General features: G+C 59.3%; 16 protein-coding genes. 4 read left to right on the forward strand and 12 right to left on the reverse strand.

What is annotated here, in order from left to right:
* Window positions 1–13: 13 nt before the first annotated feature.
* Window positions 14–1015, reverse strand: a complete 1002-nt coding sequence (locus ET418_RS08880; protein ID WP_149307234.1) for an inorganic phosphate transporter — start codon at window positions 1013–1015, stop codon at window positions 14–16.
* Window positions 1008–1628, reverse strand: a complete 621-nt coding sequence (locus ET418_RS08885; protein ID WP_149307235.1) for a DUF47 domain-containing protein — start codon at window positions 1626–1628, stop codon at window positions 1008–1010. Before ET418_RS08885 ends, ET418_RS08880 begins: the two co-directional genes overlap by 8 nt.
* 227 nt (window positions 1629–1855) lie before the next feature.
* Between ET418_RS08885 and uppP the strand changes: the two genes are divergently transcribed.
* The 3 genes from uppP to ET418_RS08900 are packed head-to-tail and all read left to right on the forward strand — an operon-like array spanning window position 1856 to window position 4091.
* Window positions 1856–2668: an undecaprenyl-diphosphatase UppP gene (uppP, locus tag ET418_RS08890; protein WP_149307236.1), complete on the forward strand. Its 813-nt coding sequence runs from the start codon at window positions 1856–1858 to the stop codon at window positions 2666–2668.
* Between the two features lie 48 nt (window positions 2669–2716).
* On the forward strand, window positions 2717–3406 hold the full coding sequence (gene radC / locus ET418_RS08895) for a RadC family protein (RefSeq protein WP_149307237.1): 690 nt from the start codon (window positions 2717–2719) through the stop codon (window positions 3404–3406).
* Between the two features lie 16 nt (window positions 3407–3422).
* On the forward strand, window positions 3423–4091 hold the full coding sequence (locus ET418_RS08900; RefSeq protein WP_246153000.1) for a DNA-3-methyladenine glycosylase I: 669 nt from the start codon (window positions 3423–3425) through the stop codon (window positions 4089–4091).
* A 154-nt stretch (window positions 4092–4245) separates the two neighbouring features.
* On the opposite strand, the gene glgC is transcribed toward ET418_RS08900, so the two are convergent.
* The 5 genes from glgC to ET418_RS08925 form a co-directional block, all read right to left on the reverse strand.
* Window positions 4246–5496, reverse strand: coding sequence for a glucose-1-phosphate adenylyltransferase (gene glgC, locus ET418_RS08905; protein ID WP_149307238.1), 1251 nt, complete (start codon window positions 5494–5496; stop codon window positions 4246–4248).
* Window positions 5497–5849: 353 nt separating this feature from the next.
* The gene (gene hemG / locus ET418_RS08910) at window positions 5850–7256 is read right to left on the reverse strand and encodes a protoporphyrinogen oxidase (RefSeq protein WP_149307239.1); all 1407 of its coding nucleotides are present in this window, start codon (window positions 7254–7256) and stop codon (window positions 5850–5852) included.
* 37 nt (window positions 7257–7293) lie between these two features.
* A complete protein-coding gene (locus ET418_RS08915) occupies window positions 7294–7722 on the reverse strand; it encodes a MarR family winged helix-turn-helix transcriptional regulator (protein WP_149307240.1) in 429 nt (142 codons plus the stop codon).
* Window positions 7723–7889: 167 nt separating this feature from the next.
* Window positions 7890–8063: a twin-arginine translocase TatA/TatE family subunit gene (locus ET418_RS08920; protein WP_149307241.1), complete on the reverse strand. Its 174-nt coding sequence runs from the start codon at window positions 8061–8063 to the stop codon at window positions 7890–7892.
* Between the two features lie 109 nt (window positions 8064–8172).
* On the reverse strand, window positions 8173–10098 hold the full coding sequence (locus ET418_RS08925; RefSeq protein WP_149307242.1) for a metallophosphoesterase family protein: 1926 nt from the start codon (window positions 10096–10098) through the stop codon (window positions 8173–8175).
* Window positions 10099–10359: 261 nt separating this feature from the next.
* On the opposite strand from ET418_RS08925, the gene ET418_RS08930 reads away from it, so the two are divergent.
* Window positions 10360–11256 (forward strand): DnaJ C-terminal domain-containing protein, encoded by an 897-nt coding sequence (locus ET418_RS08930; protein WP_149307243.1) that lies wholly within the window; start codon window positions 10360–10362, stop codon window positions 11254–11256.
* Between the two features lie 188 nt (window positions 11257–11444).
* On the opposite strand, the gene ET418_RS08935 is transcribed toward ET418_RS08930, so the two are convergent.
* The 5 genes from ET418_RS08935 to ET418_RS08955 form a co-directional block, all read right to left on the reverse strand.
* Window positions 11445–12191: a sensor histidine kinase gene (locus ET418_RS08935; RefSeq protein WP_149307244.1), complete on the reverse strand. Its 747-nt coding sequence runs from the start codon at window positions 12189–12191 to the stop codon at window positions 11445–11447.
* A gap of 104 nt (window positions 12192–12295) precedes the next feature.
* A complete protein-coding gene (locus ET418_RS08940) occupies window positions 12296–13765 on the reverse strand; it encodes an ammonium transporter (RefSeq protein WP_149307274.1) in 1470 nt (489 codons plus the stop codon).
* Between the two features lie 131 nt (window positions 13766–13896).
* A complete protein-coding gene (locus ET418_RS08945) occupies window positions 13897–14235 on the reverse strand; it encodes a P-II family nitrogen regulator (RefSeq protein ID WP_149307245.1) in 339 nt (112 codons plus the stop codon).
* 236 nt (window positions 14236–14471) lie between these two features.
* Window positions 14472–14792, reverse strand: coding sequence for a hypothetical protein (locus tag ET418_RS08950; RefSeq protein WP_149307246.1), 321 nt, complete (start codon window positions 14790–14792; stop codon window positions 14472–14474).
* Between the two features lie 101 nt (window positions 14793–14893).
* On the reverse strand, window positions 14894–16696 hold a 1803-nt coding region (locus tag ET418_RS08955; protein ID WP_149307247.1), incomplete at its 5' end, for a KUP/HAK/KT family potassium transporter.

The following is a 16696-nucleotide window of genomic DNA, read 5'->3' on the forward strand; positions in this document are numbered from 1 at the left end:
AAAGGAGCGGCCTCTACCTACCGAGCAGCGGACTCAGTACCTGATAGGCCAGATAGGCCATCAACCCCGAAGCCGGGATGGTCAGTACCCAGGCCAGCACGATACGCTGCGCCACCTTCCAGTTGACCGCCGTGAGCCGTTTGGAAAGCCCTACCCCCAGGATGGTGGACGTGATGACATGGGTCGTGCTGGTGGGCATGCCCAGGGCCGACGCCCCCAGGATAACCCCGGCCGAAGCGGTTTCCACGCAGAAGCCGTGCACCGGCTGGAGCTTGACGAAATCACGCCCCACTGTCTTGATGATACGCCAGCCCCCGAGAGCCGTTCCACAGGCCATGGCGGTGGCGCAGGCCACCATCACCTCCCAGGGGACCGCGAAGGTTTTCAGGAAACCGTAACTGACCAGCGCCATGGTAATGACCCCCATGGATTTCTGGGCATCGGCCGTCCCATGGGAGAAGGCCATGAAGGCCGCCGAAAGGACCTGCAAACGGCGAAAATGTTTGTTGAGCGCACTTGGAGCGCTGTTGTGGAATACGCGGTAGAGGAACAACATGAAGGCAAATCCAACGATGGTCCCCAGTATGGGCGAGATCAGCAGGGCGAGGACGATCTTTTCCAGTCCGCCCCATTTGAGCGCGCCGAGACCGGCATGGGCATACACCGAACCCATGAGGCCGCCGATGATGGCATGGGAGGACGAAGAAGGAAGCCCGTAATACCAAGTGATCAGGTTCCAGATGATCGCACCGAGGATACCGGCCAGAACCACCATCTGGGTGATGTTGGCGCTGTCCACAATCCCTTTGCCGATGGTGGAGGCCACCTTGGTGGAAATCATGGCGCCGGCAAAGTTGAGCACCGCTGCCATGCAGATGGCGGCCTTTACCGAGAGCGCCCGGGTCGAGACACAGGTTGCGATGGCATTGGCCGTGTCGTGAAACCCGTTGATATAGTCGAACAGAAGCGCCGCCAGGATGACCAGGCAAAGCATCACCAAGACCGGATCAAGCATTTTTCACCACCACGCTCTCAAGGATGTTGGCAGCGTCTTCGCACTTGTCGGTGGCTTTTTCCAGCGTTTCGAAGATTTCCTTCCATTTGATCAGTTGGATCGGGTCCTTTTCCTCATCGAACAGGCGGCTGATAGCCTCGCGGGATACCCGGTCGGCCTCGTTTTCCAAGGCGTTGATCTCCACACACGCCTCGAAGATATGCTCGTTCGACTGTTTGCCCAACATGGCGACTGCCTTGTCCACGACCTGGCACGACTGGAGGATGATGAAACCGAGCGACTTGGCCTCATGGGGAATGGTCTCCGCGTTATACATGATGATCCGCTGGGCCGAGGCGTCGATCAGATCGAGAATATCGTCCAAGGCACTGGACAAGGCATATATATCCTCCCGGTCAAAGGGGGTAACAAAGGTTTTGTTCAGCTTCTGGATAATCTCGTGGGTGAGCGAGTCGCCGTTGTGTTCGATATCCTTGATTTTGCGCTGGCTGGCAGCGGGGTTCTCAAAATTGTCGAGCATATCCTTGAGGGCCAGGGCGCCCTCGATGGTGTTTTCCGTCATCTGCTTGAATAGTTGGAAAAATTTTTCTTCCTTGGGGATCAATCCGAACATTCCGCCTCCCGTCGTTGTAGAGCCGTTGCGATTAATGTAAAAAAACCTATCGTATATACCATGTTTTTATGCCGCTTCCCACAGAAATGTCACGGTGGTGTGACGAGGTTGTCACGCAGCGGTTTAGGCGGTTGCCTTTGGGGCTGTCTTGCAGTATTCTGCCCCTTTCGAGGGGTACGGGCGGGTGGGCAGCCATCCCGGGCCCCTTGCCAGAAAGGAATTCGTTCATGAACATGTTGCACGCCGTCGTCCTCGGCGCCCTCCAGGGATTTTGCGAAGTACTCCCCATCAGCAGTTCCGCCCACCTGATCCTGGTGCCCTGGTTTCTGAAATGGCCCGAATCGGGCCTGACCTTCGATGTGGCCCTGCATCTCGGCACATTGATCGCCCTGGCGGTCTATTTCCGCCAGGACATCGTCCAACTGGTGGTCTCCGCCCTTGACGCCATCGCAACACGCTCCCTGGACACGCTGGCCAAACGGCTGCCGTTTTTGCTCCTGGCTGCCACGGTGCCGGCCGGTGTGATCGGAAAGCTTTTCGAACAGACCATGGAGGAGGTCTTCCGTGAGAGCCCCTTGCTGATCGCCATCTTCCTGATCGTCTTCGGCATCATCCTGGGCCTTGCCGACCGCTGGGGACGCAAACGATACGGCCTGAGCGACGTCAAAACCGGCAGCGCCCTTACCATCGGCCTGTTCCAGTGCCTGGCACTGATCCCCGGCGTCTCCCGCTCTGGCATCACCATCACCGCCGGCCTGATGCTGGGCTTTACCCGCGAGAGCGCGGCCCGGTTTTCCTTCCTGCTCTCGCTCCCCATCGTGGCCGGAGCGGCACTGCTCAAAACGCTGCACGTGGCCAAACACGGCATCCCTGCCGGCGAAGGACTTCCCATGCTGGTCGGCATCGCCGTGTCGGCGGTCACCGGCTACATCAGCGTGGCTTTCCTGTTGCGCATGGTCCAAAAACGGAGTATCGCGCCGTTTGTCTGGTATCGCCTGCTGGCGGGTGGTGTCGTGATCGCCCTCATCATGGCAAGATAACCCCTTCCCCTGAAGGGAAAGTGACACATCCAAGTGCGGGAGGTGATCATGAGCGGCGGGATCAAGGAATGGCCCCAGGATGAACGTCCTCGGGAAAAGATGCTCAAACAGGGGGCGGCCGGCCTGACCGACGCCGAACTCCTGGCCCTTATCCTCAGGAGCGGCGACCCGACCACCGGCCAGAGCGCCATCGACCTGGGGCGCAAGCTGATCGGCCACTTCGGCAGCAACCTGCGGGAACTGGGCAGCGCCGAAATCACCGAAATCACCGCCATCAAGGGCATGGGGCTGGCCAAGGCGGCCGGCGTCAAGGCCGCCTTCACCCTGGCTTCGCGCTTTCAGGCCCGCAAGCTGGAGAGCTTCGACCGCTTCACCTCCCCCCAGCAGGTCTTCGACTACTTCCACCACGAATTCCGCGATAGCCGCAAGGAGTATTTCCTGGCACTGCTTCTGGACGGCAAGAACCGCATCATCCGTCGCGTTCAGATCTCGGAGGGCTCCCTCAACCAAAGCATCGTCCACCCCCGCGAGGTATTCAACCCGGCCGTCAAGGAATCCGCCGCCGCCATGATCCTGGTCCACAACCATCCCACCGGCGACCCGGCCCCCAGCGGGGAGGACATGGCCGTCACCCGCCGTCTGCGCGAGGCCGGCGACATCATGGGGATCAAGGTGCTGGACCATATCGTCATCGGCGATGGCGAGTACGTGAGCTTCGTGGAGCGGGGACTGCTGTAATCGCAAGCAAGACAACATGATCGGAGAGAGGGTGACCATGGAGGAGAGAAACGTGGAGGCAAAGGGAGCCGCCCGAACGGCAGATGGGCTGAATGCGCCCGGGGCCGGTGCCGTTATCCGCTGCGCCTGGGCCGGCAGCGACCCGCTCTACCAGGAGTACCACGACCGGGAATGGGGCGTGCCGGTGCACGACGACCGGGCGCTGTTCGAGTTCCTGACGCTGGAAGGCGCCCAGGCCGGGCTCTCCTGGATCACAATTCTGCGCAAACGGGAGGCTTACCGGGCCGCCTTTGCGGGGTTCGATCCCGAGGTGGTGGCCCGTTTCGATGAAAATGATGTGGCGAAACTGCTGGGCAATCCCGGCATAGTCCGTAACCGTCTCAAGGTGGAATCCACCATCACCAATGCCCGCGCCTTCCTGAAGGTCCAGGAAGAGTTCGGCTCGTTCGCAACCTACCAGTGGGATTTCGTAGACGGCAGGCAGGTCCGGAACGCCTGGAGCAGCATACGGGATGTGCCGGCCAGCACGCCGCAGTCCGACGCTCTGAGCCGCGACCTGAAGCGGCGCGGCTTCCGCTTTGTCGGTACGACCATCTGCTACGCCCACATGCAGGCGGTCGGCATGGTCAACGACCACACCGTGGATTGCTTTCGCTGGCGGGAATTGCGGGAAGAGGAGTCATAGCGGACGCGCTGAGGCAATATCGGGCGGTTGATCGAGTAGCTGATAATCAGGTTCCGCACCAGCAACGCCTTCATCTCCCTCGGTAGGGCGGACAGGTTGAGGTTATGACCGGCAGTATTGACTCTCATCTCCCATGGGACCCCTGCCACTGCTTCTATTTGATCGCCGGATCTTTCCGCGGCACCACCACGATGCCCGATTCGGTTACGGTGTAGCCCCGCCGCAGGTCCGCCTCGCGGTCGTAGCCGATGATCGTCCCGTCCGGGATGACCACCCCCTTGTCGATGATCGTCTTTCTGATCTTGGCATGCCGGCCGATGTTCACGTTTTCGAACAGGATGGAATCCTCCACCAGGCTGAAACTATTGATCTTGCACAGCGGCCCGATGATCGACCTGCGGACCGTACCGCCGCTGGTGATGCAGCCGGCGCAGACGTACGAGTCGATGTTCTGGCCCCGGCGGTCGTCGTCGTCGAAGACCGTCTTGGCCGGCGGCAGGTTCCCCTGGTTGGTGAGGATGGGCCACTTGTAGTTGTAGAGATTGAGCTGGGGCGACACATGGATCAGATCCATGTTGGCCTCGTAGTAGGAGTCGATGGTGCCCACATCCTTCCAGTAGCCCCGCTCCTCGCTCTTCATGCCGGGGATCTGGTTGTCGTTGAAGTTATAGGCGAACACCCGGTCCCCCTTTTCCAGCATCATGGGGATCACGTGCTTGCCGAAATCCAGGTCTTCATGCTGCTTCTTCCCTTCCAGCAGCACCTCGATCAGCTTCTTGGTGGGAAAGATGTAGTTGCCCATGGACGCAAAGCAGGTTGCCCTTCCGGGGATGGTTTCCGGGGTGGCCGGTTTTTCCGCGAAGGCGGTCACCCGGGAATCGTCGTCCACGGAAAAGACGCCGAACCGCCTGGCCTCTTCCACCGGCACCTCAAGGGCGGCGATCGTGATGTCGGCCCGGTTCATGCGGTGGTAGTTGATCATCTGGCTGATATCCATCTTGTAGATGTGGTCGCCGCCGAAGACGGCCACGTAATCCGCATCCGAGGACTCCACGAACCGCAGGTACTGCAGGATGGCATCGGCGGTCCCCTTGAACCACTCCTCGCTCTCGCTGCTGGTTTCCGGCGAGATGGCCACGTAGAACTCCCCCAGGCCGGTCCACTTGCCCCAGGATTCCCGGATATGCTTGTTGAGTGAGTAGGCCCGGTACTGGGTCAGGATATAGACCTTCTTGATGCCCGAGTTGAACAGGTTGGAGAGCACGAAATCGATGATCTTGTATTTGCCGCCGAAGGAAACGCTCGGCTTTGCCCGGCGCATGGTCAGCGGATTCAGCCGCTCTCCCCTGCCTCCGGCCAGTACCATTGCGATCGTGTTCCTGCCGACGTTGTCAGAGCTGTACATGGGGCGCCTCCTTTGGAGCTTATGGGGTTGTTATGGGTAAGGGCTCGGTGCATCTCCGGGGCGGATACATGGTGACGGGGAGCGCCCGGCCAACAAAAAAGCCGCCCAATCAGCAATCTGCTGACCTGAGCGGCTTTTCATCCGGCCTATAGGGCTTCATCCCGTGAAACCATCTCCTCACCCCATGAGAGCGAATCGTAACGCAACTGCCCACAAATTACGCCGGAGAGGCCGGGCTGTCAAGGAGCGCTACGATATTTCCGCGAGAAAGGCGGCCCGGTGATGGAACACCATGGCGGCCCCCCCGCAAACGCTCGGAGAAAATCCTCTTCCCGTGCCGTGGCGGCAGTGATCTACAGCAGTTCCAACGCCTCGTCCGAGGCCCGTTGGGCTGCGGCCACGCAGTCGTTGAGGCCGATGCCCCGGTAGGAGTTGCCGGTCAGGATCAGGCCGGGATGGGCCGATAGTCCCGCCCCCAACGCCTCCAGACGTTTGCCGTGCCCCGCCGTATACTGGGGGATGGCCTGTTCGTGGCGGAAGATCCGCACGAACGACGGATCGACGTCTATCCCCATCGTATCCTTGAGGTCCCGCTTGACCCGCGCCGTCACCTCGTCGTCGCTCAGTTTGACATACTCCGGGAAACAGGCCCCGCCCATCATGCTGCGCAGGAGCACCTTGCCTTCCGGCGCGCGGTTCTCGAACATGCTGGAATCCCACAGGGTGCCCAGGATGCTGCGCCCCTCCTTCTTGGGGACCAGGTAGCCGAAGCCGTCCAGGGGATGAGCGATACGGTCGCGCTCGTAGCCGAAGCAGATCACCGTCATCGTGGCGTAGGGGATCTGGCGCAACACACCGGAAAGCCCCGCATCCAGGCCGGTGAGCATATCGGCCGTGGCAAAGGCGGGAGCGGCGACGATGACCACGTCCGCTTCTCGTTCGCTGCCGTCGGCGCAGCGCACGCGGTAGGGGACGCTCTGCCCCTTCTCCACCGCCACCACCGGGCTGGCCGGCTTGACCGCGTCCCCCAGGGATGCGGACAGGGCGTCGGTCAGGTACTGGATGCCTTCGCGGAACGAGGTCAGGACGCCACCCGGGCCGGCGGCGCTGGAGACCGCCTTGCCCTCGGCCCGTTCCCGTTTTTTCTTCCTGGCCAGCATGATCATGGCCCGGACCAGCCCGCCGTACTCCCGCTCCAGTTCCGCAATGCGCGGAAAGCAGGAGACGAGCGACATGGTTTCCGGGTCGCCGGCAAAGATACCCGACACCATGGGGGCAATCAGCTTGTCCAACGCCTCCTTGCCCAGCCTGCGGCGGCCGAAGGCGGCCAGGGTCTCGTCCACCCCCTGGGGGGCCTTGGCGATGAACGGCGTCGGCTCCAGGGCCAGGCGCAGCTTGCCGGGCCAGGAGATCAGACGGCTCTTCAGGAAGGATGCACCGTTCTCCGGCAGTTGGTGCAGTTCGCCGCCGGAGAAGATAAAGCGCTTGCGGGCGTTGTCGTTGCTGCGGTGCAGGTTGTCGTTGACGCCGATGGCCGAGCAGAGTTCTAGGGTCTGGGGCTTGCTGTCGAGAAAGCCGTTGGGGCCCCATTCGCAGGTATAGCCGTCTGCCTTGATGCTCCAGATCTTGCCGCCGACCCGTTCCTCCTTCTCCAGCAAGGCCAAGTCCAGTTCCACCCCCGCCGTGCGCGCCTTGTCCCGCAGCAACCAGGCCGTCGCCAGCCCCGAAATGCCGCCACCTATCACGATCACCTTTTTCATCACTGCCTCCTTCTTACCGTCAAAGTCGGTACCTACCCTATTCCAGCTTGCCAAGAATCTCCGCCAGGTTTTCAAAGGCGACCACCAGCCGCTCCTGATCCCGAGGCGGCAGCCGGTCCAGCAAGGTACGATAATTCTCCACGATCCCCCGGCGTAATTCCCGGATCAACTCCTCGCCCTTTTCCGTGGTGTAGATCATCACCTGGCGGCGATTATCCTCATCCACGGTCCGGTACACGAACCCCAGGTTGACCAGCCGGTCCACCATCTCACTGGCCGAACTCATGGCGATCTGGAGCTCCTTGGCCAGCACGTTCAGGGTGCAGTTGCCCTTGTCGTAAATGGTCAGCAGCATCTTGTACTGGTTGTAGGTCAGGTCCATCCCTTCATGGACAATGCTCCTGATCCTCCCCATGACCCGCATGATGACCGGGTAGAGCTGGGCTATCCGTTCGATCTGTTCCATGACCCGTCTCTTATAATAGTTTTCCGAACTGTTCGGATAACTAAATGTTAGTTACATTAATTGAGATTGTCAAGCAAGAAACCATTTTTTTGGAGACCGGACTGGGATACGAAAAGGGCCGCAACCCTTTCAGGTGGCGGCCCTTTTCTCTGCTCGAAGCCCTGCGGTTATACCGCCTCTTTCAGCTTGATCTCGATCTCATCCTTGCCTTCGGACGCTTTGCGAAAGTTCCGGATGGTCTTGCCCAAAGCGCCGCCGAGCTCCGGCAGGCGGCTGACTCCGAAGACCACCATGACTATGGCGAGAACGATGAGTAATTCCGGTACGCCGAATCCGAACATGGCAAACTCCTCTCCTTGATTTCAATTGGTACTCCCGCAGACAGATACAGAGACATCCGAGGTCGTCAAGGCCTCGGATGTCCCTGTATTCAGCACTTTTTACAACCGGTTATATACCGGCCACAGCGGCGAAATAGCTGTTGTAGTTGAGGACCGCCCAGACGGTCTTGGTGGCCGTGTCGATACCGTAGGTGCCCAGGGCGTAGCCGGATTTCCACGGTCCCTGAACGAACTTCTTGGCGCCGCCCAGGTTCTGGTCCACGGCATTGATCCAATTGCCGTTGCCGTCCGGGGTGCCCAGGACGGGTGAACCGCTCGAATAGCTCAAGGACAGCGTAAACGTGTCGGTCTGGTCGCTTCCCAGGGTATGTCCCATGCCCCAAAGAGCAAGGATGTCGCTGACGGTGCTGCTCGTTTTGGTGTACCAGCCGGTGTTCACATCGTTGTAGAATTTCCGGCCGCTCAGGTCAGAATTCGGATTATTGTTGGCCCCACTCAGGATCGCTACAGTCGTGCCCGAGGGGCCCGTGTCGGCAACCGTGGTAAAGGAGTCGCCATTGCCCAGCACGAATTGTTTTCCGTTCAGACTGTATCCAAAGGTCTCCCGTTTGGTAAAATTGAGCGTTGGGGTGGTGGTGATAAGATTCTCAGTCGGCGAGCCGTAGGAGGGATAGGCAGGCGCAGAATAGTAATCTACCGACACAGTAGCACCATCGACCGTGACGATGTAGTAGCCGACTGCGTAGACTTCCTGGCTGAGCTGGGTTTGACGCTTGCCGCCGCAGAAAAAGGCGTCGTTCGACGTAGCCGCAGGGACGTTCGAGTTCCCGAAGGTGTCATTTTCATTGGGGGTATAGAACTTGGAACTGACGGATTGACAGAGGACATGCGTCACCTGCGCGGCACTGCCGGTGTCGGTGGTTTTTACGACACTTCTGTTGTGGATGTGGTCGTGGCCGCAGAAGTACAGGCGGGCGCTATTGCTGGACATACTTCTGATGAAGGCGTTCAATCCCGTGGAGCCGACGTAGGTTTTGGCGGCGGCACCGGTGGTGGTATTGGCCGCGGCGGCAAAATCGGCATCGGCGGGGCAAGCTCCGAAAAGAACGTCTATGTGTTGCTGGGTGATCAGACCTTTATGGGAAAAGACAAAGGCGTGGCCGCCGGTGGGTTTGCCTGCAAGGGTGTTGGTGATCCAGGTTTGTTGTAACTTAGCCGTCGTGTTCATCGAATATGCGCTGCCGTTACCATCGACGCCTGTCGCATCAACGGCATTGGGTGTAAACTGGTCGATAAAGACGAAGCGGGCGTTGTTGTAGTCAAAGCCGTAGGAGAGGCCCTTCAGGTTGTTGCTAGGGCTGCCGATGGTGCTGAAATTGGAGCCAATGGTGAAGGAGGAACCTGACTGTGCCGGAAGAGGCTGGTTGGCGGTGTCGGGGTAGGGAGCGCCGCTTACGGCAGTAAATGTAGCTGTCGGTGTGGCGTTCATCTTGCCGTTCTGGGTCTGCGGGAAGATGTTCGCAAATTCTGCGGCAGTAGCTGCGGTGTCGTCATGATTGCCGCGGCAGACAAAGAAACCGATCCCGTTGTTGTAAAGTGATTGCGCAAAAACCGCCCTCGTGTCCTCGCAGACCAAAGCGGTGGTGGCGTAGCCCGCCTCCGTTGAGGCGCCGTACGCCTGGTCCGCCAAGTCACCCACCTGCACGGCAAATTTGACGCCTTGGGCGATGAACTGTTGGTTGAGCTGGGTGATGAGGCCAATGGCGGAGGTATTCGGGTTCTTGCCGTCGTCGGCTGCCAACCACTGGGTATCGGCCATGACGGCGAACTTCCAGGCGGTTGGAGACTTTGTGCCGACCGCTGCGGCAACGGGCGGGACGGACGAGGCAGAAGAACTCCCCCCGCAGCCCCCTGTGACCATGGTTGCCGCGACGGCCCCAGCGCCGATTGCGGTGCGTTTTATGAACTCGCGCCGGTCAATACCCTTTGTCGCACCTGGTTCGAGACCATCGTTCTTGTCGTCGTTCTGTGACATGCGTACGTTTCCTCCTTCATCTGGTATTAGGTTGTGAACTGCCGTCCAAAGCCTCCGGGAAGCGCAGTTGCGCAGTGACGCCCCGACGGATTTAGTACCAGAAAATCTCAGTTGTTGGCGTTAAGGTCCGGTTAAGAGTGCGTGAATTTTTCCGGGGCTGGTGGGAAAATGTGGGGGCGGTCCCAAAGGGATTCATTGACAGAAGGGCGTCCAGCAATTACATTTCGCTGAGACGACGCACGACAAAGGATGGAAACAACCATGGCACAGACGGATTATTACAAAGCACTGGGAGTCGATAAGAACGCCACCCCGGAGGAGATCAAGAAGGCCTTCCGCAAGCTGGCGGTCAAGTACCATCCCGACCGCAACCCGGGGGACAAGGCGTCCGAGGATAAATTCAAGGAGATCAATGAGGCCTATGCCGTGCTCTCCGATGCCAAGAAAAAGGAAGAGTACGACACCTTCGGCTCAAGCGGGTTCCACCGGCAGTACAGCCAGGAGGACATCTTCCGCGGTTTCGACTTCGGCAACGCCTACAAGGATATGGGGGCGGGAGGCGGCGAAGACATCTTCTCGCGCCTGTTCGGTGGTGCCTTTGGCCGCGGCGGGCGGAACGGCTTCCGGGCGGCGCCCCAAAAGGGTGCTGACCATGAGATGGAGACCGACGTCAGTTTCCGCGATGCCGCCCTGGGCGCTGAAAAGCTGGTGGCCTTCCGCAGGAACGGCAAGCGGGAGGAACTCAAGGTAAAAATCCCGGCCGGCGTGGAAAACGGCAGCAAGATCCGCATTGCCGGCAAGGGTGGGCAAGGGGAAGGCGGCGGGCCACAGGGGGACCTCTACCTGATCATCCGCGTGCTGGCCGATCCGGTCTTTACCCGCGAGGGAGGCGACCTGTTTGTGGAGCGCTCCATACCGTTCAGCGCCGCCTGCCTGGGAACTTCGCTGGATGTGCCTACCCTGGAGGGGGATAAGCGCATCAAGGTGCCGGCCGGCATTCAGGCAGGTACGAAGATCCGCCTGAAGGGGTGCGGCGTAAAACCGTTGGGATCGAACACCAAGGGTGATCTCTATGTCAAGGTCACCATCCAGGTACCGGGGTCCCTGAGCGCGGAGCAGAAAAGGCTGGTGGAGGAATTGGCCGGGAACGGCCTGTAAGACAACGGCCAGACGACAGAAATGTCAACAGCCAAAAACCGTTCTTGGTCCACTAACTGTCACGAACAAAGCAAACGGATGCCGGTAGTCAACCGTTCGCCCAAAAGGTCTGCTGATTTCTATCTCTAATAAGGTCGATTTTGCGAGTGTATTTCGTGCTTTTCGTGGACGGTTGTTTTTGAGGACCACTACCCTTCAACGACGAAGGTCACGGTAAAGGTCGTCCCCTCCCCTTCCGTGCTCCGCACCCCGATACTCCCCCCCAGATTTTCCACCAGCGTCTTGGTGACGAACAGCCCCAGCCCGGTGCCTTCACCCGGCTTTTTGGTGGTGAAATAGGGGTTGAATATCTTGGTCAGGGCTGCGGCCGGGATTCCGGGCCCGGTATCGGCGATGACGATGCTCACCTTTCCCGGCTCCGGCGCCAGGGTTTCGACCATCAGGCTGCCCCCATCCTGTTCCATGGCCTGCAGGGCATTCATGATGATGTTGAGCAGGACCTGTTTCAGCAGGTTGGCGCCGACCTCCACCACCGGCAGATGGTAATCCAGTTTCCGCAGCAGGGTCACTCCGCGCCGAGCCGCTTCGTAGTCGAGAAAGTCCAGCACGAACCCCACCGTAAGATTGACGTCCGCCTCCCCGCCCGATTCCGTTTCCTCCTGGCTGCTGAAATTGAGCAACCCGCGCGTCATGTGGGAAAGACGCAGGGCCTCGGAGCTGATCCGGGCAACCATCTCCCGGACGAACTCCGGCACATCGGCTTCCCGCATGATCAACTGGGAGGCCGAGATGATGACGGAAAGCGGCGCGTTCAGTTCATGTACCACACCCGCGGATATCCTGCCGAGTTCGGACATCTTCTCGTTGTATGCCAATTGTTTGAGAAGCTCTTGACTGATGGCTCCGTCGATGTGCCTGTCTGCCGGGGTTTCCATACTGATTGATCTCCGGGAGGATCGTCAGAGTGAATGACAAGGGCGGAAGCCGTCCCGGGGGACGGCTTCCGCTTCTTCGGTTGCTGCGGAGGTTGAAAGGGCTGTTACATATTGTAGCCGGACTCGGAGTGCTGCGTCTGGTCGAGGCCCATGATTTCGTCTTCCTTATCTACCCGCAGGCCGATGGTCTTATTCAGAACAAAGGCGATGATCAGGGTGACGATGAAGGCATAGCCCCCGGCCGCCAGAACCGCGATCAACTGGATCATGAGCTGCTTGGCGTTGCCGGCAAGAAGGCCGGTTGCGCCGACGGTGGCGAAGACGCCGGTCAAGATGGCGCCAAAGGTACCGCCGATGCCGTGCACGCCAAAGGCATCCAGGGAGTCGTCATATTTCAGCTTGGCTTTCATCAACACGCCCAGGTAGCAGACGATACCGGCGGCAAAACCCATGAGCAGGGCAGCACCCGGCTGTACGAAACCGGCTGCCGGGGTGATGACGACCAGACCGGCCACGATACCCGAGCCGAAACCGAGGGCGCTGGGCTTGCCGGCGTGGAACCATTCGGCGAACATCCAGGAGAGTCCGGCGGCAGCCGGAGCGATGGCGGTAGTGGTAAAAGCAAGACCGGCCAGGCCGCCTGCCGCATCGGAGGTGTTGACGCCCACAACCGCCGAACCGGCGTTGAATCCGAACCAACCGAACCAGAGCAGGCCAACGCCCAACAGAGTCAGCGGAAGGCTATGGGGAGCCATGCGCTCGGTCGGGAAACCGCGGCGCTTGCCGAGAAACACTAGGAACGCCAGGGCCGAAATACCGGAGGAGAGATGGACGACCGTACCGCCGGCGAAGTCCAGAGCGCCTTTTTTAAAGAGCCAGCCGTCGGTCATCCAGACCCAGTGGGCCAGGGGGTCATAGACCAGGGTGGTCCAGAGCAGCACGAACAGGCAGAAGGCAGAAAACTTGACGCGTTCCGCCAGGGCGCCGGAGATGAGGGCTACGGTAATCATGGCGAACATGGCCTGGTACATGGCGAATACCAACTCAGGGATCGCGCCGGGCTCCTTGGCGTAATTCTGGAACAGGGCCCAGTCCACCGTGCCGGTGGCGGCATCCTTCATGATGATCAGCCCGTTCAGCATGAACTTGCTGCAGTTGCCCAGCAAGCCGCCTCCCAGGTCGGGGGCAAAAGCGAGTGAGTAGCCGATGACCGCCCACTGAACACCGACGATGCCCATGGCCACAAACGAATGCATCATGGTGGAGAGGACGTTTTTCTGACGGACCATACCGCCGTAGAAAAAGGCCAGACCGGGGGTCATCAACAGCACCAGGGCGCAACAAACCAGCATCCAGGCGGTATCGCCGGTGTTGAGCACCGGCTTGACGTCGGGCGGCGTAGCCGGGGCGGCGGGTGTCGCGGCAACGGGCGCAGCGGCCGGTGCCGTCGCCGATGGGGCGGATGTGGTTGCTGCCGGCGACGTCGGCGGTGCTTTTGCCTCTTCTGCCGAGACCGCAAGTGGCGTGAGTAGGGCGAATGATGACAGGACGACGGTCGCTAGAAAATGCTTCATTGAACGTCGCAAGGTGGATGACTTACTAAGGGCTTCGTTACCGATACGGGAAACGATACAACTTTGTACCATGGCAAACCTCCGATGTGTATATGATCCGCAGATGGGATTCTTGAATAGCTGCATACTGCCTAGACCGCGTCGTTCCCCTTTTCACCGGTCCTGATTCTCATGGCTTCATCCAGGGAGAGGACAAAAATCTTCCCATCCCCAATTCTGCCTGTCCGCGCCGATGTCTCAATGACCTCGACCACCTTGGCGACCAGATCGTCCGCAATCGCAATCTCAAGTTTGATCTTGGGGATGAAGTCAACAACGTATTCGGCACCACGATACAACTCGGTATGACCCTTCTGGCGGCCGAAACCCTTGACTTCCGAGACAGTAATTCCCTCGATGCCTATTTCGTTGAGTGCGTCCTTGACTTCGTCCAGCTTGAATGGCTTTATGATCGCTTCGACAAGCTTCATTGCTTACCTCCAAATTTTTAATTTTGTTAGTAATTCTCCCGTTACCCATTAGCTTTTGCACATGCCGTGCCAGATAAATCCGCGGGGTAATCGACCTATTTCAGGCCACTTTCTCGGGAACAGCCCTTCTCTCTGCCTCAGTTTTGAGCAGGACGCTAAAAAAAACGGCTCCTTTACCTGCTGCTGAGCATAACCGAGGACTCACTTTCCCTCCGAATACAGAAATAGATTTGGATCTAACCGCGCCCGGCCTGAATCACCACACCTCCAACAACGATAATTGCGAGGCCGATCCAGGTAGAGGGAGGAATTGTCTCCTTGAAGACGAAACGGCCGGCCAAGACACTCACCAGGGCAAAGATGGCAACGTAGACCCCTAGCAGCCGGGAGAAGTCCCATTTAAGCGTATTCACCACCACGCCGTAGCAACCCAACATCAGAAAACCGGAGATAATGAACCAGATGGCGCTGCCACGAAGCCCCTTCCTGATAACGGCATCTCCACCCACCTCCAGGATGGCCGCTGCAATGAAAACAACCCAAGCTACTGCGGTCATGTCATGTTTCCATCCATTTCATCGGCATCTTCCTAAATTGAATACGTGAACACTTGTGAATAACTCACTACCGTTCTCAATCCTGAACTGCCTATTTTCGTCTACATCTCAACACGGGTAATGACCCCTTGCAGCTTGGCTGCGGGGAGTTTGTTGAACTGCACGAAGTTTGGGGTCAGCTTCTTGATGGCGGAGAAGATCTTCCAGACCGGGTTGGCGGTGGCGATGTCCTCGATGCCGTAGAAGATGACCTTTTCCAGGATGCCCTTATCCTTGAGCAACTGTTCGATGTCGAACATCTCCATGTAGCCGGCGATGACTTCAAAGGCGTCCAGGCCGGTTCCCAGGCCGGTGGTCAGGTTGCTTTTCAGGCCATAGGGTTCATCCGTGCGGATGATGGAGATCAGCACATTGCGCTCGTAGATGATATTGCTGCGGATGGTGCAGTGCACGAGGTACGGCGGGATGGTGTTGTACTCCTTGACGAAGAACAGGCCGGTTCCGGCTATGTGCCCCTTGTGGTAGATCTGCTCGTAACTCATCAGGTAGGTTTCCAGGTCCAGCGGCTTCAGGGCGCGGTACAGGGCCCGCTGTCCCTTGGTCCAGATGAGGATGGCCCCCAGAGGGATGGATGCCAGAATCAGCGACCAGTAGCCGCCGGCAGGGAGTTTGTGGAGATTCGACGTCAGGAAGGCGGCGTCGATCAGGGTCACGAACAGGGCCACCGGCACCTTCCACTTCTTCTTGGTGCGGGAGAAGATCATGACCATCATGATGCCGGTGATGGTCATGGTGCCGGTCACCGCCAGGCCGTAGGCCGCCGCCAGGTTGTCGGACTTCTTGAAGATCAGCATGATCATGATCACCAGGGCCAGCAAGAGCCAGTTGACGGCGCCGATGTAGATCTGCGATTTGAGGTAATGGGAGGTGTAATCCACCTTTAACAGCGGCAGGATACGGGTGGTGATACCCTGGTAGACGATGGAGAATACCCCGCTGATCAAGGCCTGGGAGGCGATCACCGTGGCCATGATGGTCAGTACCAGAAAGGGGACATACAGCAGCGCCGACTGGGACTGGACCATGCCGAACAGGATGTTCTTGGCATCGGGATGGGTGATGATGAAGGCGCCCTGCCCCAGGTAATTGATCACCAGGGCGACAAAGACCAGATACCAGGCCCGCTTGACCGGCTTGCGCCCCAGGTGCCCCATGTCGGCATAGAGCGCCTCGCCGCCGGTGGCGCAGAGGATGACCTCCGACAGGACAAAGAAACCGGCCAGGCCGTTCTTGGCCAGGAACGCGATGGCGTAGTGGGGGCTAATGGCGGCGATGATGCCGGGAAAAGAGGTCAGGGAGAGGGTGCCTGAAAGGGTCAGGGAGGCGAACCAGACCAGCATGATCGGCCCGAAGGCCTTGGCCACCTTGTCGGTTCCCTTGAACTGGAAGATGAACAGGATTATGGCGATGACGGCGGCGGCAAATATGATGGCGCCCTGGGAGAGACCGCTCAGGGCGGGGATCAGCAGAGCCCCTTCCACGGCCGAGAGGATACTGATGGCCGGTGTGATGACACCGTCCCCCAGGAGCAGGGCCACGCCCAGGTAGGAGAGAAAGGTCACGAAGACCATCTGGCGCCCCGGCTTGATCATGCGCACCAGGATCTCGCGCAGCACGATGGTCCCCCCCTCGCCTTTGCGGGAGAGGCTCATGGCCAGGAGGGCGTACTCGATGTTGACCAGGATCATCAGGGTCCAGACGATCAGGGAGATGATGCCGAAGACATTCTCCTGGGTCGGCTTGGTCAAGGCGATGATGACGGTCAGGGTATAAATGGGGCTGGTACCGATGTCGCCGAACACCAGCCCCATTGATTTGATGATGCCGCCCCAGTAGGAGTCGGC

This window comes from Oryzomonas rubra (assembly GCF_008369015.1).
GTDB classification, from domain to species: Bacteria; Desulfobacterota; Desulfuromonadia; order Geobacterales; family Pseudopelobacteraceae; genus Oryzomonas; species Oryzomonas japonica.